The following is a 24534-nucleotide window of genomic DNA, read 5'->3' on the forward strand; positions in this document are numbered from 1 at the left end:
ACCCATGATCCCTTTTACGGAAGATCAAGTGGAGGCTTTCTATGAAAAAAATTCTATTCATAATTCTATTACTTTCAACGACAGAAGCCTTCTCGCAAAGTTTTTATCGTTTTCGGTTTGAAGAACCTTGGTCATTTTCTGCAAGTGCTGGAATGACACAGTATTATGGAGAATTGTATTCCTTTTGGAAGTATAATGAAGGTATCCAACCTGACTGGAATGCGAATATAGCAGCACATTATACTTTTGGGACTAATCTCAGAGCTAGAATGGATTTCTCCTACATCAAAATGTCAGGTCAAGATCCCCCCTCAGACCCGAGAGCATACAGAACCCCCAGAAACCTACATTTCAGAGCACAAAACTGGGAGGCTACAGCTATGGTGGAATACTATTTAAATCCTGTAAAAGTCCCAAATATCCATCGCTCCCTACTGAATCCATATATTTTTGCGGGACTCGGTATGTCTACTAACAACCCTACCGCTGAGCTGGATGATGAGTGGGTAGATTTGCGACCTCTGCAACTGGAAAACAATCCTTACAACCGATATATCATCACATTTCCGATGGGGTTAGGATTAAAGTATAAGATGAACGTGTATATGGATCTTTTCCTGGAAGGAAATTACAGATTTACTCTTACTGACTATATGGATGATATTTCAGCCTATAATATCAGTGAATTTTATCTAGACTTGGTAGATGATTATGTGACCGGAAACAATCCGGATAGACTACGATTAGCAGTTAGAAACCCGCATTTCCTTGATGATAATGGGTTACCAGATGTGGATAAGATCCTACGAAATAACGGGAGAATACGCCGTGGTTCTGGCCTGACGCATCGGTATGATGGCTACATGACTATAAATTTTGGAGTGGAAATTTATCTCTCTCCTGACATTTGGGACAACTTCTTCTTTAGAAACAGAGTGTACGAAAAAGCATTCAGATTCTGGTAAGCTAGCTTTTAACACTTAGCACACCCAAACCACTTTTGAAAATCAAAGTTTCGGTAGTTTCTACTAGATAGGAAGGAGCAAGACTATGATCACCCGTTACCAAAATAAGCCATTTAATATTCTGGGTTTCGGCGAATGCAATCATGCCCTTTTCTACTTCTGTGTCATTGAAAATATGCTTATAAAAAGTCAATTCCTCGTGTCCTTTCTTAAACCAATCCATTCTTGAAGTGATTTCTTGAGTGGATGTGAAATGAGCAGGAATATTGACGAAAAGTAAGTGGACGGTGCTTTTGAAAAGCTTTATAAGTGGCTTGATTTTTTCAAAAGCTACTTTGGATTTTGGTTCAAAATTGGATGCAAAAACAACTTTCCGGAAATCATTTCCACCTAGAGGTTCTTTCACTGCCAAAACAGGGCAATTAGATTTTCTAAGTACCCTCTGTAAGGTTGATCCAATGAAGTTTCCTTCTTCATACCCTTTACCATAAGCACCAAGCACCAGCATATCAGGATTTTCCTCTTGAACTACCCGAAGGATTAATTCATTAGGAACACCTATTCTAACAATTTGTCGGATTGGGGCTTTGGCTGGCGCAATCTTAAGAATATAATCCGGCAGCACTTCCTGAGCTTCTTCAAATTCTTCGATTAAATCCGGATAGTTTTTTTTCGCCTCATCGGAGAGTAATTCCCAATCCACTTCGGATGGAATAACTGTAACACAGAGTATCTCTGCACCCGATTTAGCACTGATTTTTTGAGCAGTTTTGAGTGCCACCACTGAGTACGAGGAAAAATCAAAGGGAACGAGGATCTTTTTCATGATAGAAAGGGAAATGATTGATCCTAAATCTCTACATATTCAACTCATTTTTAACTGTCAAAAATCAGTTAAACTCATGATAAAAATTAGTATAAGTCATTCTACAGATCCATTTCCATTTTGATATCGCAGCGACAGTATTTGCCAGGCTCAAGGTCAGAATCTTTAAACCCTAATTTCTCATAGATTCTCAGAGCTGGAATTAGCTTGGAATGGGTGTAGAGCACCACCTCCTTCCCTCCCATTTCCTTGGCTTTTTCTAAAATCGCCTGAGCCAGCATCATCCCTATTCCTTTTCCTTTCGCCTGCGAGGATACCCCCATTTTGATAAGTTCATAAACCTCATCAGAAACCTTATGCAGACCTACGGTACCAATGATTTGCTCTCCCTGCTTGGCAAAAATAATCGTTCCACCAGGCTGGATAATCGTCTCCTCTGGACGATCGAACTGAGCCTGATCAAATGGCTCGATCGAAAAATAATCTTCCACCCAAGCTTGGTTTATTAATTTGAAAAAAGGGCTTAATTCAGGTGAATAGGGTACTATCTCAATCTGATCCATCTCAACAACTTTTTAGAATATGAATGCCAAAAGTAAAAAGAATCACTTAGCTTAGAAATACTAAAACCACACTTCCTTCTTATGCTAAACAAGACCTATCTCTTCTTTCTACCCTTACTTTTTTTATCATTTCTTGCAAATGCTCAGACACCGGAGCAAAATCTGGAAAAACTGGGTCTCACCCTACCCGAAGTTGGTGCGCCAATAGCAAACTATGTGAAATGGAAACAAGTAGGCAATCTACTCTACCTGTCAGGTACTGGACCTGATGTCATAGGGAAAGTTGGCGCAGAGCTGACAATCGAAGAAGGATATCAGGCAGCACGCGAAACAGGACTGGAAGTCATCGCTATGCTAAAAGCTGCAACTGGTGATCTAAGCAAAGTGAAACAGTTTGTGAAAGTATTGGGAATGGTTAACTCCGATCCAAAATTCGATAAACAGCCCGCTGTAATCAATGGCTTTTCTGATCTTATGGTAGAAGTCTTTGGAGAAAAAGGAAAGCATGCCAGATCGGCCGTAGGAGTCGCTGCATTACCAAATAATATGGCTGTCGAGATTGAGGTGATAGTGGAGTTGGAAGATTGAAATCCCAGACCTACTTAAACACATAATGTATCTTTCCATTTACCGAGGTATCTACATCTACTTTCTCTGTTTTTCTAGGAATTCCGAGCCCAGCATAATTTCCTATAATTCCTGAAATCTCCTCGATTTCACCAAAAACATTACAATTATCCTCTGTAAGGGAAAGGCTAAATTCTTTAGCAGATTTGATGGTTAAATCGAATTTTGGTTCTGATTTGAGATATAGAAATGAAAATTCAGAGTTCTTTGAGATAGTCACATTACTATTCAAGGAATTGATCAAAAGAGAATCCTGAGAAAAGCCTATCAAATCAACACTATAAGTATTCCTAACTATCAGATAATTCAGGTTCTTAACTCTCAACGTGTATCCACCATTACTTGCATTTCGTAGATTTTTAATAAAAAGTGTATCATTTTCCACTATAAAATCTTGAATTGGTTCGGTCTTGGGCGGCTTAAGACCTTCTCCAATTAACTCTTCATAATCTAGCCGATTGCTATCGCTAGGAACGATCTGAAGGCGTGAAGCTTCATCGATTGTAATCACTGAAAAATCTGCTAAATCAGTCTCTGATTTCACTACTTTACGCATTCCCGGAATATTATTATAATCTGCGAATTGATGGGAAATTAATAAAGTAGCCATAATGCTTACCCAAGCAATGGTCAAAAAGGAAAAGATGATTTTATTACTAGTTTGCATGGTCGTTGGATTGAATGGTTTGAATCAGGATTTGCAGATCCTCTGAGTTAAGTTTGAGCACTTCTATTTGGTGTAGAATAGAAGGAAGTTCATCTTGCAAAAATATCTGTTTTTGCATCTTGAGTAAGTTTCTCTTTGCGTCAGCCACTACGAAAAAGCCAATACCCCGCTTGTTTTCAATGATTCCCTCCTCCTCCATCAGGCTGTAACTTCTCATCACCGTATTGCGGTTTACTTCCATATCCACGGCGAGTTCCCGAACCGAAGGAATCTTCTCGCCAGCTACAATTTCCCCTTGTAGAATCTGGTCGGCTACCCAGTCCCTAATCTGGAGGAAGATGTTTTTTGTTTCGTTAAACTCCATCTTAAACTTCCCGCTCTTTGAGCTTTAGATAAGTGACAATAAATGGCAGAAAAACAGCAGTCCAGACCAGAATTAAGCATACTAGAATAAATAAAGGAACACCTTCAAACACCTCAGGATTACCAATCTCAATGTAAAAATTACTTCCAGGAGCAAAAGTATTTGGATCCAGTAGCAAACTCAATACATAGTATACTCCGATGAAAAACATCAGAAAAATTGCTATAGCAGTTGGCATTGCAATAAAACCCCACTTTCCAAAAAAAATACCCCCCAGAAACATCAGCACAGGAAGTGAAACAATCATCCCAAAAAGTATCCAATAACCAATATCTAAACTTGCATTTGGAATCCAGTACAAATACAAAACCTCCACCTTTTCAATCTCAGGAAGCGCAGTTTTTCCTAATAGCGAATGCTGAATGAAATAATATACATCAACTGATAAATTTGCTCCCAACCAAAAAACGATAGGATAAACAGTCAATGGTAAGAGTAAGCGAAGAAAGACTTGGACTAGGTACTTTTCCAGAGTACTTGCTGGCAAAGTCAAATACCGAATAGAGGAGGATTTTTCTCTCAAATCAATAAAACTCTGACTGACCCCAAAGACAGACAAAAAGGCAAATCCTCCGAAAAAAACTGAATTATAATCCACAGACCTCCATGTAAACCCTACATATTGATTAAACCAAACGGTCAAAAACACACCAAATGCGATCATGAATATCCCCAAGGTTCCAAATAGGTAAAACCTTTTATCCAATGCCCATTCGTATCGAATCAGGTTTTTCACTCGATGTAAACTGATTGAGTTAGCATTCATAGGGCTTCGGAATTTTGAGTTTGAAAAATGGAGTTACTGCTTAAACTTCTGTTCAGAACGGCATTGAAAAGCAGTTCCAGATTGATAGGAGTTTGCGCTTCCTGTTCTTTTCTAGACCGGATAAACTGGTAACCCGTCCCAAACTTCTCAGCATGCAATGCATCATCAGGTAGATTTGTAGACGAACTGAAAAGTAAGCGATCAGAAAGCTCCAATAAATCAGCATCCAGCTGAATCTTACCGTCATATAAAATCGCCACTCGATCTATCAACTTCTCCACATCAGCCACTAAGTGCGTGGATATAATAAGCGTCTGCTCATCTTTGAGATTTCCGGCAACTACTTTCCTGAAGACGCTTTTGGAAGGAATATCCAGCCCGTTAGTAGGCTCATCGAAAAGCAAAAACCTGCAATTCGTACTCAGCCCAAAGGAAAGGAACACCTTCTTTCGCTCTCCCAAGGAAAGCTCTTTAAGTTTGACTTTCTTTTCCAGACCGAAGTCAGTTAATATCTTTTCAAATTGTTCGGAGTCAAACGCTGGATAAAAAGCTCCCATTACTTTCTCGTATTGTCCTATGCTCATATTTCCTGAATAGGCGACATCATCGGCTAAAAAGAAAATCTCTTCCAAGAAAGCAGGGCTCCTATCTTTTGGACAATGTCGTCCTAGGTATATGGAACCACTTTTGGGAAACAATAAACCGGCAAGCAAATGAAGTAAGGTGGATTTACCCGCACCATTTTTTCCGAGTAAACCTACCACAGAACCTTCTGGTAAAGACCACTGAAGCCCTTCAAAAAGCAAAGGTTTCTTTCGGTATGAAAAATCTAATTCTTTGACTGAGATTACCATTGTGTTATACTGTCATAGTGTATTATGACACTAATGTATAAACTAAATCTGAAATACAAAAAATCCAGTCAACTATTTTTTGAAACTATTAAATTCAACCATGAATTCACCCTATCTTTTTCAAAGTCAGCGCCTAGGATTTCGAACTTGGCTTCCTTCAGACCTTCCTGCTTTTACAGCCATGAATGCTGATGCGGAAACCATGACTTTTTTCCAGCAACCACTTTCGAAGAAGGAATCACAAGCATTGATGGATAGAATGATAAGGCTATATGCTGATCGCGGGCATTGTTACTTCGCTGTCGACTTATTGGAAAGTGGGGAATTCTTAGGAATGATTGGCTTGGGCACTAAATCATTCAAAGCAGACTTCACCCCTTGTGTGGATATTGGTTGGCGGATCAGAAAAGAATATTGGAATAAAGGATATGCCAGCGAGGGCGCAGCAAGATGCCTTGAATTCGCAAAGGAATTAACAATCAAGAAAGTCTATTCCCTAGCCTCTTCGAAAAATTTAGCCTCCATTAGAGTAATGCAAAAAATCGGTATGAGCTACGAATATGACTTTGAACACCCAGACCTATTGGAATACCCAAGATTGCAGCCTTGTGCTTTGTATAAGATCGAGCTATAATCTCTCAAAGCGCATATTATAAGCTAGCGAGTAATAAGCAGAATAAAATCTGCAGGAATCTAAGAATTTTTATCTCTGCCTATCTGCGGGAGATTCTCAAGAAAGTCCCGGTAAAACCCGGCTTCTGGAGAAGCAGTATAACGATAACAAATAGCTGCCTTCTCTACGTTTCCCTCTGGGTGCTATGCGGTTAAAAAAAAAAAAAGATGCCACCTCCAAACGGAAGTGACATCTAACCACTTAACCCCAACTAATCACTCTTTCTATGCAAGGAAAAGCGAAGCAATCCCTAACACTTGATCTTTGTTAAGCGGTTCATCCCATCCTTCAGCAACTGCCGCCGCATCTATTCCAGTTAGATTTACCACGTTTACACCCCCGTGTGATACGTTATCTTCACCAGCATAAATCGGTTGAGTCGCTGCTGGAAGTGATCCTATAGAGTCATTGGTGATCCATCCTTTCACATCATCCTGACCTTTCTTTGTTCTCAATCTTCTGACCATAGAAGCATGCCTAGCTTCCACTGAGTGTATAGAAAGTGCAGCAGTCAAAACCACATCATTTTCCATAACATTTCCTGCCTGTCCCTTATACGCTCTCACTCCTGTGTCTTCAAAAGCTTGAGAAAGCGCCAAGAATGTAGGGTAATCAGAGAATGGCATAAAGTTGCCTCCAGCCGTAAAATCAAATTCCGGTTCAGCTACTGGTGTTCCCATTAACACGTTAGAAATTACCTCTTGAAGGAAATTCACATGAGCCAATTCATGATCTCTGATTTTGGTGAAAATAGCCATATCAGCACCATCAATTACGCCTGACTCTATCCCCATCTGGTAATATCTATACTCCAAATGCTCCAAGGTTAAGGCGTAATTCAATACACCTATCAAACTTGCAGTATCTGCCTTTGCTACTTTAGGCAAAGCTGACAGAATTCCAAGAGGCACAGCAGCCATAGCTACTTTTTTACTCATGTCTCCAAACTGGCGAAAGGCCTCTCTTCTGGAGAAAAAAACTTCCTTCTCTTCCGGACTATTTGTATCCGGGCACATTTTATCTAGCAATTTTAATAAGTTCATATCTAGTGTAGTTTAAAGTGGTTGATTATGATGTTGGTAGTTGGCTAAAATCTATTGGTGTAGTCACGTACGTACTTGCGGCAGTCAATACCTGGCTGAAAGTCAGCGTACGCTCAAGCCCATTGGCATCGATCAAATCATCACCTGCAAAATCAGCAGAACCTGGATTGATCAAATCTCTGATCGCAGCTGCATGTCTAGCTTCTACCGATACAATTTTCCCTGCTATCAAAAGGTAATCTACGTTTTGAATATACTGACCAGCCCCATTGTATGCAGCTACTCCCAAGTCTTCAAAAGTTTTGGCAGCGCCAAGCACTGATGTTCTGCTGCTGAAATCTATAGAACTAAAATCAACTTCCAGATCCGCAATGGCTGCATCTCCTAATGCTGCTTTGAAAAACTCTCGGTGCGCTCTTTCGTGCTTTTCCAAGTCGCCCATGATCGTTTTTTCTTCCGCACTGGCATTGTTGAAATAGGATCCTTGCAACACTGCAGCATAAAACGCTGCTTCCAATTGCTCGAGTGCATAAGCATAATTTAAAATCCCGATATCTCCTGAGCCTAGCATTACGCCATCTCCTACAGGAGGCATTGGATTCAGATCTTCTACATCTTTACAGCCTACCATGATCAATCCCGCAGCGGCTACTGATAGTGAGCCTGTTTTTAGGAATTGTCGGCGGTTGGCATTTTTGACCAGTCCTTGTGGCTTAATTACTTCATTTTTCATTTTCTGAGTGTTTAGGTTAATAATCCGGTTATGGTTTTCATTTGAAAAGAATCAATCACGCATCAGAATTAGAAGAGGTGATTTGAAAAAGAGTTACGAGCTAGGTTGGTCGATTGGATTTAGGACAAGAGGAATTATTCTAAAAAAAATTGGAAAAAGGACCTAAGTATGAAATGACATAGGTTAAATTGTAGGTTACACCCTATATAATGCCCGCTAAAATCTAAAACATGAAATTATTTTTAGTGCCAATTTTAATCGCTCTCAATGCTACTGTTCTTTTTGCCCAGCAAAATCCTTCCTCACGAGAGATGGACAGAATCAATTGGATGGAATTTGCAGAGTTTGTTCCCGAGAAAATCCCCACTGTTCTCTTGCCTACAGGCACCCTCGAACCGCATGGCGTGGTCAATAACGGAGCAGATAATACCGCTCCTACAGCTATGGCAAAAGAAATAGCAGAAGATGTGAATGCGCTCATTGCCCCTACCCTAAATTATGGGATCACCGGTAGCATGGCTGCATATCCAGGAGCATTTCAAATCACAGAAGAAGCCTATCGTCCTTTTATCAGAGATATCTTAAAAGGTCTTGCCAGAAATGGATTTAAAAATATTATCATTTTAAACGGCCATGGAGGAGGACAAACTAAAGTTCTGCAAGAAGTAACGGCCGAAATTTCAAATGAACTTGGCGTGAGAACCTTGGTAATAAATTGGTGGTCGTTTGCATCCGATGTTACTATGGAGGTTTTCAAAGAAGATGGTGGGCATGCCGGACTGAATGAGACTGCTTACATTCAGGCAATTGACCCTACCCTGGTTCATAAAGAAAGATACAGAGCCGATTTGGCAACTGCCTATCCTGAAGCGGGAACCTGGTCCGCCACTCCATTCCCTTCCTCTATAGGATTATATCAGGAGGGACAGGGATACCCAAATTTTAATCAAGCTCAGGCAGATGAATACTTCCAGAAAGTAAATGCAAAGGTTTCTAAATTTATTAAAGAAATAATTCAAAAATGGGACATGGCTGGACTACACTAAGCATGTAACCGAAGTCTTTGAAGAAAAACAAAAAAGGAATCAATAGTCACTACTTGAATTTAAATAGCACCGATTATGAAGCGAAACATTTTTAAACTTGGGTATCAACGGTTATGCGTCATTATGACTTTATTCCTCTTTACTAATCCAGCTTTTAGCCAAGAACATGAACTAGAATTCAAAAAAACTGTAATTACACGCGATTTTCTCTCTGAAGGAGTGGCTGTGGGCGATATGAATAAAGATGGTCAGCTGGATATAATAGCAGGCTACTATTGGTTTGAAGCGCCGGATTGGACACGTCATGAGATATCTCCTTCTAAAGTTTTTAACCCAAGAAAAGAATACAGCAATTCCTTTTTAAACCTAGGGATGGATGTAAATCTCGATGGCTGGGATGATGTGGTCATAATAGATTATCCGGGCACTCCTGCATATTGGTTTGAAAACCCAAAAACAGAAAGTAACAACTGGAAAAAGCATATCATCGCAGACCGAGTGGGCATCTCAAATGAGTCGCCTGCATTTGTGGACATTGATGGGGACGGCCGCCTCGACATCTTGTGTGGTGACTATGAAAAAAGACAAATTATCTGGCTCCAAGCTCCAACCACACCTGAAGCAACTGAATGGAAGCGCTTTAATATTTCAGAAGAAAATGTACCTGGAACTGATCGTTTTTCGCATGGCTTAGGCTACGGAGATGTTAACGGGGATAAAATCAAAGACGTAGTGATCTCCGAGGGTTGGTTTGAAGGCAAAGCGGATAAGAATTCCGGAGACTGGATTTTCCATCCAGTGCTCATAAGTGATCCTGCTTCCCACATGCAGGTTCTCGATGTCAACGGAGACATGGATAATGACGTGGTCAGTTCCTCAGCGCATTCTATGGGTATATGGTGGCATGAGTACAGGAATGATACAACTTTCAAAACTCACCTCATGAGTAACATAACAGCCCAAACCCATTCCACAATTATGGCTGATCTGAACGGAGATGGAGATATGGAAATGATCACTGGAAAGAGGTACTTGGCACACAATGGAAATGACGCGGGAGACGAGGACACCCCCTACTTGCTATATTTCGAATTCACCCCGATGATAGGCCCGTTTTTCCGCGAGCACATCATTGATAATGACTCGGGAGCCGGTCTAAACATTGCCGTTGAAGACATGAATAAGGATGGAAAACCTGATATCATTATTGCAAATAAGAACGGGATATTTTTGTTTGAAAATCAACTGAAGTAAAACAGAGAATCAGGCTAACCTTCAATTGGTAACCGTAGTGGAGTCTTTAACTGTGCCCATAAATACACATTTAACCGCTAAGCATCACTTATGCGCCAAAATTCACTGGTACTGAGCTTCTATTGATAATAACTTACCTTTTATCAATGAACCTGATATATTTGAGGGTGCAAATCGCATATTCCGAAATAATAAACCTCTAATATTATTTTTAGCATGTCTAAAATTTCCCTTCCTATAATAGCAATTATAGGCACCTTTCTAGCATTCGGATGCTCAAAACCCGACACCAGAAAAGCTGACTTAGAAGAACTTACCAATTACTATCCACAGTACCCCCTAGACACAGCCAAGCATGGCGCAGACAGTACCGAGCTGATCATGACTAATTTTGCGGGACCGGATATAGTTCCATCACCTGCAGCATTGGCGGTATCTCCAGACGGCAACGTGTTTGTTGGGGTAGATATGATGGGTTCACTTGGTAAAGAGCCTGGAAAAGGAGCAATTGTACGACTCGTGGATAGTAACAATGATGGCGAACTGGATGCCCACACGGAGTTTGTCAAAGTGGATAACCCACGTGGGATAATCGCTGTAAGAGATCAAGTCTTTGTTCTCCACACGCAATTTTCCGAAGAAACTGGAAAAGCCGAGGGAATGAACTTGGTAGTTTATGAAGATAAGGATAACGACGGTGTAGCTGATGGTCCATCCAAAATGCTAATTGAGGGAATCTCATCACCTGAATCCATACGTTCCCGTGGCACAGATCACTCTACTAATGGAATCAGAATGGGTATCGATGGCTGGATTTACATCGCAGTTGGAGATTTTGGGTTCCACAATGCTACTGACAGAGATGGAACGCAAATGACTATGCTGGGTGGAGGTATAGTCCGAGTACGGCCAGACGGAACCGAAATGGAAGAATACATCCATGGAACAAGAAATATCTACGATGTCGCGATAGATCCATTTATGAATATTTATACGCGTGGCAATACCAATGATGGAGGTGGCTGGAATATTCGTTTCATTCACTATACCCAATCCGGTGAATACGGGTACCCTAACTTTTTCAAAAACTTCACGGAAGAAACCATACCAGCACTGGTTGATCTAGGTGGCGGATCAGGTACTGGTAGTTACTTTATGGATGATGATCGCTGGCCAGCAAAATACAATCACGTGCCAATGATGGCGGATTGGGGCCGCAGTCAATTGTACATTCACAGGGTAACTATGGATGGCCCTGGTTTTACTCAGCAGACTGAAGAATTCATCAAACTTCCTCAAATCTCAGATTTAGATGTCGATGCCTCCGGACGCATGTTTCTCGCTGCATGGGATGGGGCTGGCTATTTTGGCAGTGAAGAAAAAGGATATGTAGTAAGAGTAGTACCTAAGGATTGGACTTACGAAGCTTTCCCAGACTTGAAAGCCGCAACTCTTGACGAATTAACCGCTTTACTTAAAGCCACTAATTCCGTTGCTCGCTTTCATGCTCAGCGTGAAATGCTAGCTCGTTTCCCTGAGGAAGCTGGTGCAGCAGCACTTTCTGTTGCAACTGATAAAACTTTACCGCTGGAAGCTAGAGTTGCGGGTATCTACACTTATGCGCAGGCTACTTGTGAAAATGGAAATGGAGAATTGGTAAAACTTAGTCAGGAAGAGAAAATCAGAGAATTTGCTCTAAGAGCTCTGGCGGATCGTAAAACCTGCCTTCAGGGAGTTCCACTAGACCCATTCATTGAGGGAGTCACTGATCCTAATGACCGTGTGAAGTCCGCGGCAATTGTTGCTCTGGGAAGAATAGGCAATCCAGAAGCTGCTGAGGAATTGCTAAAAGTGAAAGTACCAGCTTCATTCAAGCAGCCAGAGAAAGGCACCGAAGGCCCACACGCTACACCTAATTCAGCCATTATTCTTCCACACGTAGCTGTGAAATCACTGGTTAAACTTCATGCGGTGGATGCAGCTGTAGAAGCTATTGGAACAGAGAATTCAAAAATCGCACTTTGGACTTTGCGCTACATGCATGATCCGAAAGCAGTGGATGGCTTGATCAAAGCCTATGGCGATACTGATGACATGGAGTTGAAAGCTGAGATTTTGGGTACACTTTCTAGATTGTATAAGAAAGAAGCTCCTTATGACGGTTCATGGTGGTGGGGAACTCGCCCAGACACGCATGGTCCGTATTACAAAGGCATCACTTGGGAGGCTTCAGACAAAATCAAAGACTTCTTGGTAGGTGAACGTAATGCGCTAGAGGACCCAACGAAAAGACAATTCTTCACTGAGCTAAACGAGCGTAATCGAATGGATATAGAAGAGTTTGGTGAAGAGCAATCCAACTTGGTGATTCAGGAAACAGAAGTGGATCTGGAGAAAATCAAAAGCAAAAAAGGACAGGTCGGAGCTTCTTCTATCGAAGATGTGATGATCGCAGTACAAGATCTCAAAGGAGATCCAGTGAAAGGCAAAACCCTCTTCACCAGCCAAGGATGCATAGCATGTCATAGTATCGAGAAAGGTCAGCCGCTGAAAGGTCCATTTATGGGGCAGATAGGTTCTATTATGAACCGTTCTCAGATCACTGAATCTATTCTGAAGCCGAATGCATCTATCTCACAAGGTTTTGCATCAGTTCTGATCGACACAAATGACAACAAATCTTATATGGGGTTTGTCACAGCTGAGACCGCGGACGAAGTTGTAATTCAGGACATTACTGGTACAGCAACTAAACTTGACAAAAGCACTATCAAGACTCGTAAGGTGATGGAAACTTCCATGATGCCTCCAGGACTTGCTAATTCACTTTCTTATGAAGAGCTAGCTTCGTTAGTGACCTATTTGGAACAGCAGAAATAAAAGACTGCGAGATTTATACCATTTCGAAAACACCTTGGGATTTTAAGATTTCAAGGTGTTTTTTTTGATTTAATGCACTACTCTCCATAATCAAAAAATTGCAAACTGTGTAGAACAAAAAATGCCGTGGCATATACACATACACCACGGCAAATTATAACTAGTGAGCCAAATTTATTTTTTGACTAGCACCATACTTCCTGACACATCCACTATTTCAGCGATTTTGGAGAATACAATTGTCGGAATCTCAATTTTGTAATCTTCCAGTTTCACGGGGAATTTGAAGTCTAGCTTTAGCTGCTTTCCATCAGACACAATCGTACCGGGAATCAACACCTGATGGGTCACACCATGCATAGTCAAGGTGCCTTCAGCCGTTACCTGATACCTGCCTGCTACAGTAAGATCTGCTTGCTCTTTGATCTTTCCCTTAAACACACTAGTCGGAAATTTCTCACTTTCCAAGTAGTTTTCATTGAAATGCTCCTGCATCAATTTATTTGAAAACTCAAAGTCAATAACCCGCATCTGCACTGCCATTTCATTAGTTTCAGCATTGATGATGGCAGCGGTTTTTACATTGTCTGCCTGAATATCTTCCAGTGGAGCATCAGAATAGAATGAGACGGTTCCTTTAGCGGTGGAGAATAAATTCTGCGCAAACAGGTTAAGACTAAAACAGCTCAACAAGAGTACTAGAGATAGCTTTTTCATTTTGATTTCTTTTTATTATCACGTCCTAAACTGAATGTTCTTGCTATGTTAAATCCATAATAGATATCAGCATTTTCCCAAGTACCCGTATTTAACGCAATGAAATGGCGCTCTACCATTCCTCTGGCATTGGTGAAATGTAACTGGAATACGTGCCCGCCAGTATCTATATCCACTCCTAGGGAAAGTGAGTTATGATAGGGATAAGGTGTACCTGTTTCGAGTTGATAAGCATCTCGATCTGTGAAATTATAATAGTATTCGGCAGACAAGGTCACCCTATTACTCACTTTATATCTTCCCCCCATTCCTAGGGAGAATAGATTATTGTCCATGTATGGATTTTCCACCTTGTTGATGTGGATGAAGGTTGGAACCAATTGCATGGAGATTTTCTCGCTGAATTTCCTACCGATCAACAGTTGGCTGGTATAGGTTAATCTTTCTGCATTCGAATAGAATTTCATCTGACTTTCCGAATTCATCACATAGCCTGTTGCCATCGTGTTCACAGCCATACTGCCGTAGGCAGAAAGAGTGAAAGGAAATACATTGGACTGTCTCAGGAATTTGTACTTGCTGTAGAAGTCATACGTTTTCTCTTCAGAACTCCTCCCTACTCCGACCAGCAGTCTATCTGTGATTCCATATTCCAATCCCAGACGAATTCTAGCCTCATCCAGTCCAAAGAAATTGGAAATAAACCCACTGTTTACCGAGCCAAATCTATGGGAAATCCAAAAGTTCAAATGGTTCTTGGAAATAGTCTCCATGGTTTGTCCATTGATCAAGCGGGTTGCTTTGAAGGTTGCCTGAGTATAGACTGTTTCCTTTGGCAGCTCTTGATTCAGCATATTCAGCAAATCATCCTGCCCATAGGAGACCTTAGCCCCCATAAGGAAAATGATTAATACTGCAGTTTTCTTAAGTCTTTTCATCTCAGTTTATCAAAAGATTAAGCAAAGACATGAACTGATGTACCCGTAAATTCCGTGTTATAGGCTTTGATTCCTTTCTTTCCTTCAGAATTAAGTCCTTTGCCTTCCAGCGTATATCTTGCTCCATGTTCGGTACAATAGAATTCATCGTTTCTAAACACCACCTTGGATCTGTTTTCATGGGAACAAACTTGCGTGACAGCCGCAAAAGCATCTGTTGAAACTCTGGCTACTACAATCTTATTAATAACCAAATAGCCTCCGGTATTCAGGAGTTGCGCGTTCGCAGGATCATTTAGATCTAGGGTAAAATCTATTGCAGTAGGTCCATTTGTAGGATCACCTGCTTCATTGATACAGGATGATATAGCGGATGCACCGCAATAAATAGCCAAAAGAGAAGCGCCTTTGAATCCCATTGATTTAAGGAATTCCATTCTTGAGATTTTCTCGGTCATGAGTTCTAGTAGTTAAGTTTAAGATTTAGGGTAAGTATTGTAGGTGAGTAGGTACTCACAAGGGTAATTTGTAGTTAGGTAAGGTAGGCTCTTATGCCAAATTCACTCCGAATACGTAACCAATTAGTGCAGTGATTCCCATAGCCACTGTACCCCAGAAAGTAATCCGAAGTACTGGTTTGAGGATTGGAGAGCCTCCCGTTCGGGCGGAAACTGCTCCTAGAATTGCTAAAAATAAAATTGCAGAACCGTAGAGATAGATTTCCATCTGTTCTATGGGCATAAATAAAGCCACAAGTAAGGGGAGAATTCCTCCCACCGTAAATGAGGCTCCTGAAGCCATAGCTGCCTGAATCGGATGTGCTTGTGATATTTGATTAATACCCAATTCATCTCTGACATGGGCTGCCAATGCATCCTTTTGGGTGAGTTCTAGGGCGACAAGTTGTGCAGTTTGTTTACTTAACCCTCGCTCTTCATAGATAGAAGCCAATCTCTGGAGTTCAATTTCAGGCATTTCTTCAAGCTCCACTTTTTCACGCTTGATATCAGCTTTCTCTACGTCAGTCTGGGAACTTACACTCACGTATTCTCCAGCAGCCATAGAAAGTGCTCCAGCTACAAGTCCAGCTAGAGTCGCCAGGATAATAGGATCCCGCAGATTCGAAGCTGCTGCCACTCCAATAGCCAAACTGGAAGTGGACAAAATCCCGTCATTCGCTCCCAAAACAGCAGCTCTCAGCCAGTTGCTTCGCTGCACATAATGCACTGCCAAATAATCATCAACCAGTTCTGATTTCATATCTCTAATTTATTCCTTTTGACTTTATTAGCTCTCTAGTACTAAGCTCTGGATCATATCTTAAGTATATCTTAATCAATCCTTAAGCTAATCTTAAGCTTCACTCATTCTGCTCTTTGGAACTGGGTTATTCTCCATCCATCTACTACCTGAAGTTCCATCCATGATCCTCTTTCTTTTAGATCGGGCAGTTCCTTTTTTTCCTTTGAAATCCAAATCGAATTATTAGGTGCTTTATCAATAATCCACGCAGAATCCGATTGCAAATCGATCAACTCAGATTCCCATTTTTTATTCTGTTGAAATTGCGTTTCTCTGTTTAGGCTTTCATCTCCGTCATATACGGAGATCACTTCCAACACAGAATTGAATAGCACTGAAGGCAATCGCTTATTGAAAATGATCACTTCTTTTGTTGCTGGCTTATTTTTCATAATCCATTCCGTAACCCGATGCGTATCATTTGTCAAACCCGGATTTTGGCTCATGAAATAGGTCGACATCCCAGTCAAACCCATCGTGAAAATAAAAGCTGAAATCACAGCTCTCTCCATTCTTCGAATGTCAACTTTCTGCAAAGTCAAAAGAAGGGAAGCAGTCATAAACCAGATAAAGTAAAATTTGTAATTCAGCGTGATCTTCGGCCCTATCAAAGTCAAAGAAGCCAAGACAATCATCAATATCACATGAAAACCCAGTTGCCACCGCTCCCATAATCTCTGTTGAGAATCGCTCAGCTTTTCCCAATAATAGATCGCTCCTATAGCCAAACCAGAATAAAGGGGTAAAATATAAAGCACCAGTTTGGACTGACTGAGAGAGAAAAACACCAGCGGTAAAAGCACCCACATCACCAGCAAAGCTCCTTGCTTCACGAAATCAACTCGTTTGAGCGGAATCTTCTTCAAAAGAATACTTACCCAAGGAAAAGCTGTCCCCAGTAATACTGCTCCGTAAAACCAGAAGGGTTGACCCCGGTGGAAGGTATCTGTCGCGAATCGATCAATCGTATGTTTGAACAGGAAGTAATTGAGGAAGCGATCATCTTCCAAATACAAGAAGACAAACCAACTCAGCCCAATTCCCAGCATCAGTACTATTCCAGCCAAGTGGATTTTGAATGACCCCATTTTCTGCTTTATCACAAGAACTTGATAAATCCAGATCAAAAGCGGCACAATCAGCACCACCGGGCCTTTTGTCAAAAAGCCAATTCCCAGAAAAGCATAGCACACAAGTAGTTTCCACGGCTTTTTATCCTCCAAAAAAACAAACCAGAAATACAATGCAGCCAAAACGAAAAGTGCCAAAAATGTGTCCGTAGTCAGCGCTCTACTTCCTATGATCAAAGTAGGAAATGAAGCATAAAGCATAGCGGAAAGAAACGCAGGATTGGATCGCCTAAAGAAAATTAAAGCGATCTTATACACTAGCCAGATCTGAAGAAGCACTGAAATCTGAAGTAGGAATCTAGCCGAAAATGGAGAAATCCCCAGAACCTTATAGCTCAATGCCGTTAGCCAATAAGCCACAGGCGGCTTATGGTAATGGTAGATCCCCATCAGTTGAGGATGTAACCAATCTCCGGTTTGCACCATTTCTTTGGCGATCTCAGCATAGCGTGCTTCGCTGGATTCGGTAACTGACCAAGCTCCCAAGTTGAAGAATAAGGCCATTCCCACTAAAGCGAGTAACAAAATCATTCTCATGCTTTTGATCCGATCCAAGAAACTGAGCTTTGCTTCATTGGCTGCCCCGTAGTGTATCATCAGATTTCTTCCATACACCAAAACCCCAAAGGCCTGCCCAATAAATAGCACAGAGTCTTTGCGCAGAATCGCATAAGAAGCGATCAGGACTGCACCCACCAAACTGATGTACCAAAAACTCAACGGAAACTCAGATTCTTTGCTTCGTTCGGATTCAAACCATTGTACCACAAATCGGGTCGTAAAAATAACCTGACCCAGCGTCCCCCAAGTGAGCAGCATTCCACTGATCTCAGGATTATGCACCAAGCTGCGGAAGTCGTAGTGCGCATGAAATACCAAATATCCCAGAAATAGGATTGGCAGGAAAACAAAGCCCAATTGAATCCATTTCGGAAAAAGCTGCCATGCATTTTGGATTTTAAGGTTTCGGATATAAATAAAGTATCCCACTAATTGACCACCCACGATTACGAGATCTTGGCGAAATGTCCCATAAACCAGCAATAGAAAGGAAGCAACTAAGCTGAGTTGCCAAAAAATAACCGGAGAAAGCACTTTTCCTGCTTTCTCAGACTTCACCAATTGAATCAGAAATCGAGCTGAGAACAAGCCTTGAGCGAGAAAACCAATCCAAAGTAGAAAGGAGCTATTCATGGATTACTGCTTTATGTCTTTTGATAGAATTCTCAGAAATGGTATAAACAGACTGACGCTTCATCATCCAGCGCAGCGCAAGGGTATCCTGAAGTGGTGATAAAAGCCGATTCCAAAGATTGAACTTAGATTTGCCAGTAATTCTTGGGAAGTGTTTCACGGGTATTTCTATCACTTTTTTACCTTGAATCAATGCCAACGCAGGAAAGAACCGATGCATACCTTTGAAAAAAGGCATTTCCATGGCGACCGATCTTCTCATAATTTTCAGCGGACAGCCTGAATCATGCACCCCGTCATGCAGCATGGAATCCCGAAACCAATTAGCAAAACTGGAAGACATTTTCTTAACTGTGCTGTCCTTACGTCCCTCTCTTCTACCTGTCACCAGATCGTAATGAGGGATCATTGCTTCCAGCTTGAGGAAGTCGATAGGGTCTGTCTGCAAGTCAGCATCTATATACCCTACCCATTTGGTCATAGATCTTTCAAATCCCGCGCGAATTGCTGCACTCAGTCCTGCATTTTTATTAAAAGAGAGATACTCAACATACGCATCATGATCAGCAAGTTTCTTAATTTCAATCAGGCTATTATCTGTAGAACCATCATTGACCAAGAGTAGCTTCACTTCAAATTTGGAAGAGTTGATATACTCTTCAAATGCAGGTAAAAGCCGAGCAATCCCCTCTTCTTCATTGAAGATGGGGATGATGATAGTGATTCCGTAAGCATTTTCTTTCATGGGAAATCCAGTCAAAACCGTTAAAATTTATAACTATAGCCTACCCTGATTACCTGAGTCTCGTAATAATCGGTGCTAGTGTAGCTGAAGTCATTTCCATCAATCGTCTTCTTGATCATCATAGTGTTCAGCAAATCAGTGGCGTTGAGAAACAACTCTCCATTTCCTTGCTGTACCGTTCTCTTCAATCCCATGTCCAGTGAGAACCTAGCCTGGATTTTTCCCTGTGGAATAATATCCGGTGCCAAATAGATAGCTGTCAACTGTCCAGAAAAACCATCCGAAAATTTGAATTTCGAGTTCCACTTTACGTTTCCCGAAAAAATCTCCTGCTTGTCTGCGGAGAATAAATGTGGCGTAGGGTATTGGTTTTCCACTGTAAATGCATCGATCTGATTATGATATCCAGTCAGATTCAGGTCAAAGGAATACCAATCTGTGACATCCTGATCCCAAAAAATTTCCAAACCAGAGTTGTAGCTTTTGTCAGCATTCTGATAGATCGCGTAGATCAGTGTACTTCCCGGCACTGTCGTAGATATTCGCGTGATCGTGCCATCGACCATCCGGTAATATGCCGCGGTGTATAGATAGCCAGTACTCCACCCTGCTTTCCAGCCCAGTTCATAGAAATTAGTGAATTGAGGTTTCAAAGCTGGATTTCCCACTTTGATAATCTCAGCATCATCATACTTTGGAAAAATCCTGATATCAACTTCATTTGGTCTATCTACACGCCTGTTGTAAGATAGCGTAAGTTTATTTAACTCATTGATTTTAAAAGATATCCGTGCATTCGGAAAAGGTTGGAAGTAATTATAGCCATCACTTTTGTAAGTTGGATGATTTGGATTTACCTCGTAATCCAGATCTATGTATTCCAGTCTCAGTCCTATTTCCCATTCCCACTTTTTACTTTCATAAATATAATTTCCATAGACCGCGGGAATTATCTCCCTGTAAGTAGCCGATCCACCGGCTAAAGAATCAATCGGAGAATTCAAGCCTGGAAAAAACTGCATGTTGGTAGGAATCCAGCGTCTCCGTAATTTCAAGCCAGTTTCAAGACGACCATTTTTCAAGGGTTTTACATAATCTAGCGTCAGATCTATGACATTCTCATCGGAAAGCAATTTGAATGCATCCTCTCCTGTATAGCTCGGCAAGGTATTGGTGAAAAAATACTGTTCGTCTTCCCGGTGAAAGGTATAATTCAAGCCAGCGAAAAGGCTATGTCCCGGGTCTGTAAAATTGTGTTTGAAATCGACTGTCGCCATCACAGTAGTCTTCAACTCATCTTCCAGAAACTGCCAAAATCTCAATTGCTCCGAGTAATCTCCATTATAAAAAGGCTGATCTCCACGATCGATGATTTTTTCACTTCCGAACATCCCAGAAACAGTGAGCGTGTTCGCAGCATCAATTGCCCAATCCACTCCCGCCCGAGTGGTCAGGAAATTAGTATTTCTGTTACGTTTCAGTTGCTGATTGATGACCGTGCCATCATCGTATGTCCGTGTCACGAACTCATTTTTATTCAATGTTTGAGTATAGAGATTATCCGCCTGAAGGAAAAAATTCACATCCTTCTTTCGATAATTCAGCGAAAGTGATGGGTTGATTTTTGGCGTAGCCTGATACTGTGGACGAATTCCAGGAAGGTTTGCTTTCTTTTCCCAAAGCGCACCAAGCCCAAGTGCCATACCTACCGTTCCATTAAACCCTTCCTGCTTCTCCTTTTTGAGAATGATGTTGATGATCCCACCATTTCCATTGGCATCAAACTTAGCGGAGGGATTATTGATGATTTCAATCTTTTGGACAGAAGATGCAGGCAAATTATCCAGTCCAGACTGATTGCCAAAGCCAGTCAAGGCGGTCTGTTTTCCATCGATCAGTACGGTCACGCGGTTATTTCCACGGATTTGAACTTGTCCCTCCACTACAGCAACACCAGGAAGATTGGACATAGACTGAAGAACAGAACCGCCACTTTGGCTAATATTCTCGCTCAAATCGTAGGTCTTCTTATCCATCTTGGAGCTTAAGGCATCCTGAACTCCCACCACTTCCACCGCACCCAATTCTTGATAGGAGTCCGTCATCACGATTTCCCCTATATTCAAAAATGCAGAGCTGGAACCGACAAATAAGGAGGTCTTGCTCGTCTGGAATCCAATAAAGCTAGCCTCCAACACATAGTCTCCCGGCGCTACATCCGAGAGGGTGAAAAGTCCTGACTCATCAGAAATCGCACCTGTGACGAACCCTGAATCTGAGGCAGTTTTGAGTATTACATTTACGAAAGACAAAGCTTCCTGAGAAGCTTTGTCCGTAATTTTTCCTGAAAGTTTCACTTTTGTTTCTTGGGCGAAAACTGCCTGAGAAACTACTAATAGGGCTATCAGGAGTTGGTTTTTAATCTTCATCGTCTTCTTCGATCGCTTTCTTTTCCAGTAATTTTTCCTCGAGGTCGAACACCAATTCCCATTCTTCTTCGCCTTTTTCTACTGCAACTTCATAGACGCTACCATCCGCTTTTTCAGAGATTTCAGCCTCTTCGATTTTGAATCCTGCAAAATCCTGAGCTAAAGTCTGTTTGATCGCTTCTGGAATTTCAGTTGTTTTGATCTCGTGCTCGGTCTCTTGCCATGTTCCGCCTGTTAAAAAATTGGCTGAGTATTCTTTTCCATCCTGATTGAATTCTGCTTCCCATTCGGTCGCAGATTCCATATCCCAGTTCACTTTTTTTGCTTTAGGAAATTTCTGAAAAAAAGCATTTTTTACAGCTGATGGCACTTCATTTTCAGTATGCTCTTGGGCACATACACCTGCCGAAAGCAAAAGGCCAATCGATAAAATTGTAAAGTACTTTTGCATTAGAAATTTGGGTTTGGTAAAAATGATTACCCAAACTTCACATGAGATTTAGAAGACATTTAGAATTTCCCGAAGCGCACGGAAAAAATGTGGAAATGATCCAAAAAGTTATAGTTGATATCCCAGCCATTTTGCTTGCAAATCTCTTTCACGATGGCCAACCCCAATCCACTGTTAGTGGTCTCAGTGGTGGAAATAGAAAAACGCTTAAACAGTAAATCCTGATTTAACGCCTCATTGCCTGAATTCTTAAAAGAAAAGCCAGTTTCATCCCATTCCACACTGACTTCACCATTTTTGGAAGTGTGTCTAATTGCATTGGAAAGCAGATTATTAACTACTGTTTCCGCCAGAAATTTACTGCACAGAAACACGCATTTTCCAAGTGCTTTTTTATGAAAGTCCAACTGCTTTTCAACAATATAATCCTGAAGCAGCTCTTCACTTTTTTCTACTTTCTCCGCAAAATCTATTTCTGAAATATCTGAAAACTTGCTGTTGTCAATTCTAGCCAGTAAAAGTAAATTTTTGTTCACCCGAGTAAGTCTTGCCAGTGGAATCTGTATGGCATTTACCAATTCCGACTGCTCAGAACTGAGTTTTTCATCCTGAAAAAGCATGTCCAACTTGGATTTCAGCAAGGCAATCGGAGTTTGCAGTTCATGAGAAGCATTGGCAACAAAGGCTTTCTGTTGATTGTATGCGCTAACATTTTCAGATATCAGCTTAGATATCGTTCGATTCAATGCGTCAAATTCCTCAATATCAGTAGGCTCAAAACTCACTTCCTTACTCATGCTCAAGTCAAAAGATTTCAACTTATTCAGTGTACTTTCAAATGGGTCCCAGACACTTTTAGAAATCTTCCTGTTGAGCTGTATAAATCCAAAAACTAAAATCCCATAGAGAACGACCGTCACAAGGCCTATTGCAAAAATAGTCTCATAGGCTTCCTCCACGTTGGTCTCAATATTGAGCAGGTAAGGCTTCTTATCAATCTGAATTACCGTTTGAAGACCACGAAAACGATCCCATTCACCCTCGTATTCATTGTATTTAGTTACTTCATAAATACTGTCCTGTCTTGTTATATTTTCAGAAATCGCCATAATGGATGAACTCGGCTGCAAGGTATTCCAGGTGTGGAGAATCGTTTCCAAGTCATGTCCCGACACATGAGCCTGCTCAAATCGGTTCTCGATCCGCTCCATGATTATCTCATGATTATCATCTATCTCTGTCACCCAGATCCAGTCCACTACCAGAAAATATAGTGGGATGCTGACCAACAGTATGACCATAGCATATATTGTAAAAGCTTTGAAAGGCTTGTCGAGAAGTTTGATCATAGTTCCCATTTATATCCCGTGCCATACATCGTTTTCAAATAGTTACCATAGCCCGCTTCGCTAAGCTTTTTCTTCAGATTTTTGACATGGGCATAGACGAAATCATGACTATCAAACATATCCGCCAAATCCCCCGAAAGATGCTCTGCCAAAGCACTTTTTGATAAAACCCGATTCTTATTCCCAATGAAAAATAATAATAAGTCGTATTCTTTCTTGGTCAAAAGAATAGCGATATTTCCTATGTGGACTGTTTTTGAAAGTAAATCAATTTTTATCTCATTCTGGATAATAAGGTTGGAGGGATCAAATTGCTTCCTACGAATCACTGAGTGAATCCGTGCCGCCAACTCGGAGTGGTGAAATGGCTTGGCTAAGTAATCATCCGCGCCGATGTTTAAACCCTTGATCTTGTCTTCCAAGGTATTCTTGGCAGAAATAATAATCACGCCGTCCTGCTTATTCTGACTTCTCAGATGCTCCAGAATATCAAACCCATCTCCACCGGGCAGCATTAGGTCAAGCAAAATGCAATCGTATTGGTAGAGACTCACTTTTTCTTTAGCTGTCGCAAAGTCGCTAGCTGTTTCACAGCGATAATCCTCCTCGGAGAGGTATTTCACAATATCCCTTGCTAGCTCCTTTTCGTCTTCAATCACCAAGATTTTCATTGTTTCAAATTAAGCATTGAATTTGGAAGGAAATTAGAAGATGTGAATATTCAGTGATCAATTTTCAAATTCAATGATCAAGAAAGAAGAAAAATTCTTTTCACCGCAACCTCGTGAAGACTTCGGAGTTTTAGCAAAGAAACTTTAAATTGAATCCTTTGCAATTTTCTTTGCGTCTTGTCGCCGTGGCGGGATGATAAATGTTTAATGACCAATTTTCAAACTCAATTGTCAAGGAAAAACCCGCCCTATCCCTGGCGTCGCTGCGACGCCGCGAGCCAATTTCT

24 protein-coding genes are annotated in these 24534 nt (G+C 41.2%); 6 read left to right on the forward strand and 18 right to left on the reverse strand.

Annotated features, from left to right (window positions below; all coding sequences use genetic code 11):
• Window positions 1–41 precede the first annotated feature (41 nt).
• Entirely contained in the window at window positions 42–965 is a 924-nt protein-coding gene (locus tag QOL76_RS02725) for a DUF6089 family protein (protein WP_283411489.1), read from the forward strand.
• Window position 966: 1 nt separating this feature from the next.
• Here QOL76_RS02725 and QOL76_RS02730 read toward each other — a convergent pair whose 3' ends face one another.
• Both QOL76_RS02730 and QOL76_RS02735 read right to left on the reverse strand, forming a co-directional pair.
• A complete protein-coding gene (locus tag QOL76_RS02730; protein WP_283411490.1) occupies window positions 967–1791 on the reverse strand; it encodes a universal stress protein in 825 nt (274 codons plus the stop codon).
• A 101-nt stretch (window positions 1792–1892) separates the two neighbouring features.
• Window positions 1893–2354: a GNAT family N-acetyltransferase gene (locus QOL76_RS02735; RefSeq protein WP_283411491.1), complete on the reverse strand. Its 462-nt coding sequence runs from the start codon at window positions 2352–2354 to the stop codon at window positions 1893–1895.
• Between the two features lie 81 nt (window positions 2355–2435).
• Here QOL76_RS02735 and QOL76_RS02740 point away from each other — a divergent pair, with 81 nt between their 5' ends.
• The gene (locus QOL76_RS02740; protein WP_283411492.1) at window positions 2436–2942 is read left to right on the forward strand and encodes a RidA family protein; all 507 of its coding nucleotides are present in this window, start codon (window positions 2436–2438) and stop codon (window positions 2940–2942) included.
• 10 nt (window positions 2943–2952) lie between these two features.
• Here QOL76_RS02740 and QOL76_RS02745 read toward each other — a convergent pair whose 3' ends face one another.
• The 4 genes from QOL76_RS02745 to QOL76_RS02760 are packed head-to-tail and all read right to left on the reverse strand — an operon-like array spanning window position 2953 to window position 5692.
• Complete coding sequence (locus tag QOL76_RS02745) at window positions 2953–3648, reverse strand: hypothetical protein (RefSeq protein WP_283411493.1); 696 nt, start codon at window positions 3646–3648, stop codon at window positions 2953–2955.
• Entirely contained in the window at window positions 3638–4012 is a 375-nt protein-coding gene (locus tag QOL76_RS02750) for a GntR family transcriptional regulator (RefSeq protein ID WP_283411494.1), read from the reverse strand. Before QOL76_RS02750 ends, QOL76_RS02745 begins: the two co-directional genes overlap by 11 nt.
• Before the next feature lies 1 nt (window position 4013).
• Entirely contained in the window at window positions 4014–4838 is an 825-nt protein-coding gene (locus QOL76_RS02755) for a hypothetical protein (protein WP_283411495.1), read from the reverse strand.
• Window positions 4835–5692, reverse strand: a complete 858-nt coding sequence (locus QOL76_RS02760) for an ATP-binding cassette domain-containing protein (protein ID WP_283411496.1) — start codon at window positions 5690–5692, stop codon at window positions 4835–4837. Before QOL76_RS02760 ends, QOL76_RS02755 begins: the two co-directional genes overlap by 4 nt.
• A 100-nt stretch (window positions 5693–5792) precedes the next feature.
• Between QOL76_RS02760 and QOL76_RS02765 the strand changes: the two genes are divergently transcribed.
• Window positions 5793–6326 carry a GNAT family N-acetyltransferase gene (locus tag QOL76_RS02765; protein WP_283411497.1) on the forward strand — a complete coding sequence of 178 codons (534 nt, stop codon included), beginning with the start codon at window positions 5793–5795 and terminating at the stop codon, window positions 6324–6326.
• A 263-nt stretch (window positions 6327–6589) separates the two neighbouring features.
• Here the strand turns inward: QOL76_RS02765 and QOL76_RS02770 are convergent, their stop codons facing one another.
• Together QOL76_RS02770 and QOL76_RS02775 are read right to left on the reverse strand one after the other, a co-directional pair.
• The gene (locus QOL76_RS02770) at window positions 6590–7408 is read right to left on the reverse strand and encodes a ferritin-like domain-containing protein (protein ID WP_283411498.1); all 819 of its coding nucleotides are present in this window, start codon (window positions 7406–7408) and stop codon (window positions 6590–6592) included.
• 25 nt (window positions 7409–7433) lie between these two features.
• Window positions 7434–8141 carry a ferritin-like domain-containing protein gene (locus QOL76_RS02775; protein WP_283411499.1) on the reverse strand — a complete coding sequence of 236 codons (708 nt, stop codon included), beginning with the start codon at window positions 8139–8141 and terminating at the stop codon, window positions 7434–7436.
• A gap of 230 nt (window positions 8142–8371) precedes the next feature.
• Here QOL76_RS02775 and QOL76_RS02780 point away from each other — a divergent pair, with 230 nt between their 5' ends.
• The 3 genes from QOL76_RS02780 (at window position 8372) to QOL76_RS02790 (ending at window position 13321) form a co-directional block, all read left to right on the forward strand.
• Window positions 8372–9187 carry a creatininase family protein gene (locus QOL76_RS02780; protein ID WP_283411500.1) on the forward strand — a complete coding sequence of 272 codons (816 nt, stop codon included), beginning with the start codon at window positions 8372–8374 and terminating at the stop codon, window positions 9185–9187.
• Between the two features lie 123 nt (window positions 9188–9310).
• The gene (locus QOL76_RS02785; RefSeq protein WP_283411811.1) at window positions 9311–10441 is read left to right on the forward strand and encodes an FG-GAP repeat domain-containing protein; all 1131 of its coding nucleotides are present in this window, start codon (window positions 9311–9313) and stop codon (window positions 10439–10441) included.
• A gap of 216 nt (window positions 10442–10657) precedes the next feature.
• Window positions 10658–13321 (forward strand): DUF7133 domain-containing protein, encoded by a 2664-nt coding sequence (locus QOL76_RS02790; RefSeq protein WP_283411501.1) that lies wholly within the window; start codon window positions 10658–10660, stop codon window positions 13319–13321.
• A 174-nt stretch (window positions 13322–13495) separates the two neighbouring features.
• Here the strand turns inward: QOL76_RS02790 and QOL76_RS02795 are convergent, their stop codons facing one another.
• The 10 genes from QOL76_RS02795 to QOL76_RS02840 form a co-directional block, all read right to left on the reverse strand.
• Window positions 13496–14038: a YceI family protein gene (locus QOL76_RS02795; protein ID WP_283411502.1), complete on the reverse strand. Its 543-nt coding sequence runs from the start codon at window positions 14036–14038 to the stop codon at window positions 13496–13498.
• Window positions 14035–14976, reverse strand: coding sequence for a DUF5777 family beta-barrel protein (locus tag QOL76_RS02800; RefSeq protein ID WP_283411503.1), 942 nt, complete (start codon window positions 14974–14976; stop codon window positions 14035–14037). Before QOL76_RS02800 ends, QOL76_RS02795 begins: the two co-directional genes overlap by 4 nt.
• A 17-nt stretch (window positions 14977–14993) precedes the next feature.
• The gene (locus tag QOL76_RS02805; RefSeq protein ID WP_283411504.1) at window positions 14994–15413 is read right to left on the reverse strand and encodes a Rieske 2Fe-2S domain-containing protein; all 420 of its coding nucleotides are present in this window, start codon (window positions 15411–15413) and stop codon (window positions 14994–14996) included.
• A 112-nt stretch (window positions 15414–15525) separates the two neighbouring features.
• Window positions 15526–16236: a VIT1/CCC1 transporter family protein gene (locus QOL76_RS02810; RefSeq protein WP_283411505.1), complete on the reverse strand. Its 711-nt coding sequence runs from the start codon at window positions 16234–16236 to the stop codon at window positions 15526–15528.
• A gap of 104 nt (window positions 16237–16340) precedes the next feature.
• On the reverse strand, window positions 16341–18602 hold the full coding sequence (locus QOL76_RS02815) for a lipid-A-disaccharide synthase N-terminal domain-containing protein (protein ID WP_283411506.1): 2262 nt from the start codon (window positions 18600–18602) through the stop codon (window positions 16341–16343).
• Window positions 18595–19347, reverse strand: a complete 753-nt coding sequence (locus tag QOL76_RS02820; RefSeq protein ID WP_283411507.1) for a glycosyltransferase — start codon at window positions 19345–19347, stop codon at window positions 18595–18597. Before QOL76_RS02820 ends, QOL76_RS02815 begins: the two co-directional genes overlap by 8 nt.
• Before the next feature lie 20 nt (window positions 19348–19367).
• Complete coding sequence (locus QOL76_RS02825; protein WP_283411508.1) at window positions 19368–21776, reverse strand: outer membrane beta-barrel family protein; 2409 nt, start codon at window positions 21774–21776, stop codon at window positions 19368–19370.
• Window positions 21766–22227 (reverse strand): PepSY-like domain-containing protein, encoded by a 462-nt coding sequence (locus tag QOL76_RS02830; RefSeq protein WP_283411509.1) that lies wholly within the window; start codon window positions 22225–22227, stop codon window positions 21766–21768. The genes QOL76_RS02825 and QOL76_RS02830 overlap by 11 nt, the downstream gene beginning before the upstream one ends.
• A gap of 59 nt (window positions 22228–22286) precedes the next feature.
• Window positions 22287–23576 (reverse strand): sensor histidine kinase, encoded by a 1290-nt coding sequence (locus QOL76_RS02835; protein WP_283411510.1) that lies wholly within the window; start codon window positions 23574–23576, stop codon window positions 22287–22289.
• On the reverse strand, window positions 23573–24247 hold the full coding sequence (locus QOL76_RS02840) for a response regulator transcription factor (RefSeq protein ID WP_283411511.1): 675 nt from the start codon (window positions 24245–24247) through the stop codon (window positions 23573–23575). Before QOL76_RS02840 ends, QOL76_RS02835 begins: the two co-directional genes overlap by 4 nt.
• Window positions 24248–24534 lie beyond the last annotated feature (287 nt).

It is taken from the genome of Algoriphagus winogradskyi (assembly GCF_900182815.1).
GTDB classification, from domain to species: Bacteria; Bacteroidota; Bacteroidia; order Cytophagales; family Cyclobacteriaceae; genus Algoriphagus; species Algoriphagus winogradskyi.

Excerpts from the sequence above, each read along its gene's own strand:
- QOL76_RS02725 (WP_283411489.1), top strand. The coding sequence starts at position 42 with ATGAAAAAAATTCTATTCATAATTCTATTACTTTCAACGACAGAAGCC.
- QOL76_RS02730 (WP_283411490.1), bottom strand. The coding sequence starts at position 1,791 with ATGAAAAAGATCCTCGTTCCCTTTGATTTTTCCTCGTACTCAGTGGTG.
- QOL76_RS02735 (WP_283411491.1), bottom strand. The coding sequence starts at position 2,354 with ATGGATCAGATTGAGATAGTACCCTATTCACCTGAATTAAGCCCTTTT.
- QOL76_RS02740 (WP_283411492.1), top strand. The coding sequence starts at position 2,436 with ATGCTAAACAAGACCTATCTCTTCTTTCTACCCTTACTTTTTTTATCA.
- QOL76_RS02745 (WP_283411493.1), bottom strand. The coding sequence starts at position 3,648 with ATGCAAACTAGTAATAAAATCATCTTTTCCTTTTTGACCATTGCTTGG.
- QOL76_RS02750 (WP_283411494.1), bottom strand. The coding sequence starts at position 4,012 with ATGGAGTTTAACGAAACAAAAAACATCTTCCTCCAGATTAGGGACTGG.
- QOL76_RS02755 (WP_283411495.1), bottom strand. The coding sequence starts at position 4,838 with ATGAATGCTAACTCAATCAGTTTACATCGAGTGAAAAACCTGATTCGA.
- QOL76_RS02760 (WP_283411496.1), bottom strand. The coding sequence starts at position 5,692 with ATGGTAATCTCAGTCAAAGAATTAGATTTTTCATACCGAAAGAAACCT.
- QOL76_RS02765 (WP_283411497.1), top strand. The coding sequence starts at position 5,793 with ATGAATTCACCCTATCTTTTTCAAAGTCAGCGCCTAGGATTTCGAACT.
- QOL76_RS02770 (WP_283411498.1), bottom strand. The coding sequence starts at position 7,408 with ATGAACTTATTAAAATTGCTAGATAAAATGTGCCCGGATACAAATAGT.
- QOL76_RS02775 (WP_283411499.1), bottom strand. The coding sequence starts at position 8,141 with ATGAAAAATGAAGTAATTAAGCCACAAGGACTGGTCAAAAATGCCAAC.
- QOL76_RS02780 (WP_283411500.1), top strand. The coding sequence starts at position 8,372 with ATGAAATTATTTTTAGTGCCAATTTTAATCGCTCTCAATGCTACTGTT.
- QOL76_RS02785 (WP_283411811.1), top strand. The coding sequence starts at position 9,311 with ATGACTTTATTCCTCTTTACTAATCCAGCTTTTAGCCAAGAACATGAA.
- QOL76_RS02790 (WP_283411501.1), top strand. The coding sequence starts at position 10,658 with ATGTCTAAAATTTCCCTTCCTATAATAGCAATTATAGGCACCTTTCTA.
- QOL76_RS02795 (WP_283411502.1), bottom strand. The coding sequence starts at position 14,038 with ATGAAAAAGCTATCTCTAGTACTCTTGTTGAGCTGTTTTAGTCTTAAC.
- QOL76_RS02800 (WP_283411503.1), bottom strand. The coding sequence starts at position 14,976 with ATGAAAAGACTTAAGAAAACTGCAGTATTAATCATTTTCCTTATGGGG.
- QOL76_RS02805 (WP_283411504.1), bottom strand. The coding sequence starts at position 15,413 with ATGGAATTCCTTAAATCAATGGGATTCAAAGGCGCTTCTCTTTTGGCT.
- QOL76_RS02810 (WP_283411505.1), bottom strand. The coding sequence starts at position 16,236 with ATGAAATCAGAACTGGTTGATGATTATTTGGCAGTGCATTATGTGCAG.
- QOL76_RS02815 (WP_283411506.1), bottom strand. The coding sequence starts at position 18,602 with ATGAATAGCTCCTTTCTACTTTGGATTGGTTTTCTCGCTCAAGGCTTG.
- QOL76_RS02820 (WP_283411507.1), bottom strand. The coding sequence starts at position 19,347 with ATGAAAGAAAATGCTTACGGAATCACTATCATCATCCCCATCTTCAAT.
- QOL76_RS02825 (WP_283411508.1), bottom strand. The coding sequence starts at position 21,776 with ATGAAGATTAAAAACCAACTCCTGATAGCCCTATTAGTAGTTTCTCAG.
- QOL76_RS02830 (WP_283411509.1), bottom strand. The coding sequence starts at position 22,227 with ATGCAAAAGTACTTTACAATTTTATCGATTGGCCTTTTGCTTTCGGCA.
- QOL76_RS02835 (WP_283411510.1), bottom strand. The coding sequence starts at position 23,576 with ATGATCAAACTTCTCGACAAGCCTTTCAAAGCTTTTACAATATATGCT.
- QOL76_RS02840 (WP_283411511.1), bottom strand. The coding sequence starts at position 24,247 with ATGAAAATCTTGGTGATTGAAGACGAAAAGGAGCTAGCAAGGGATATT.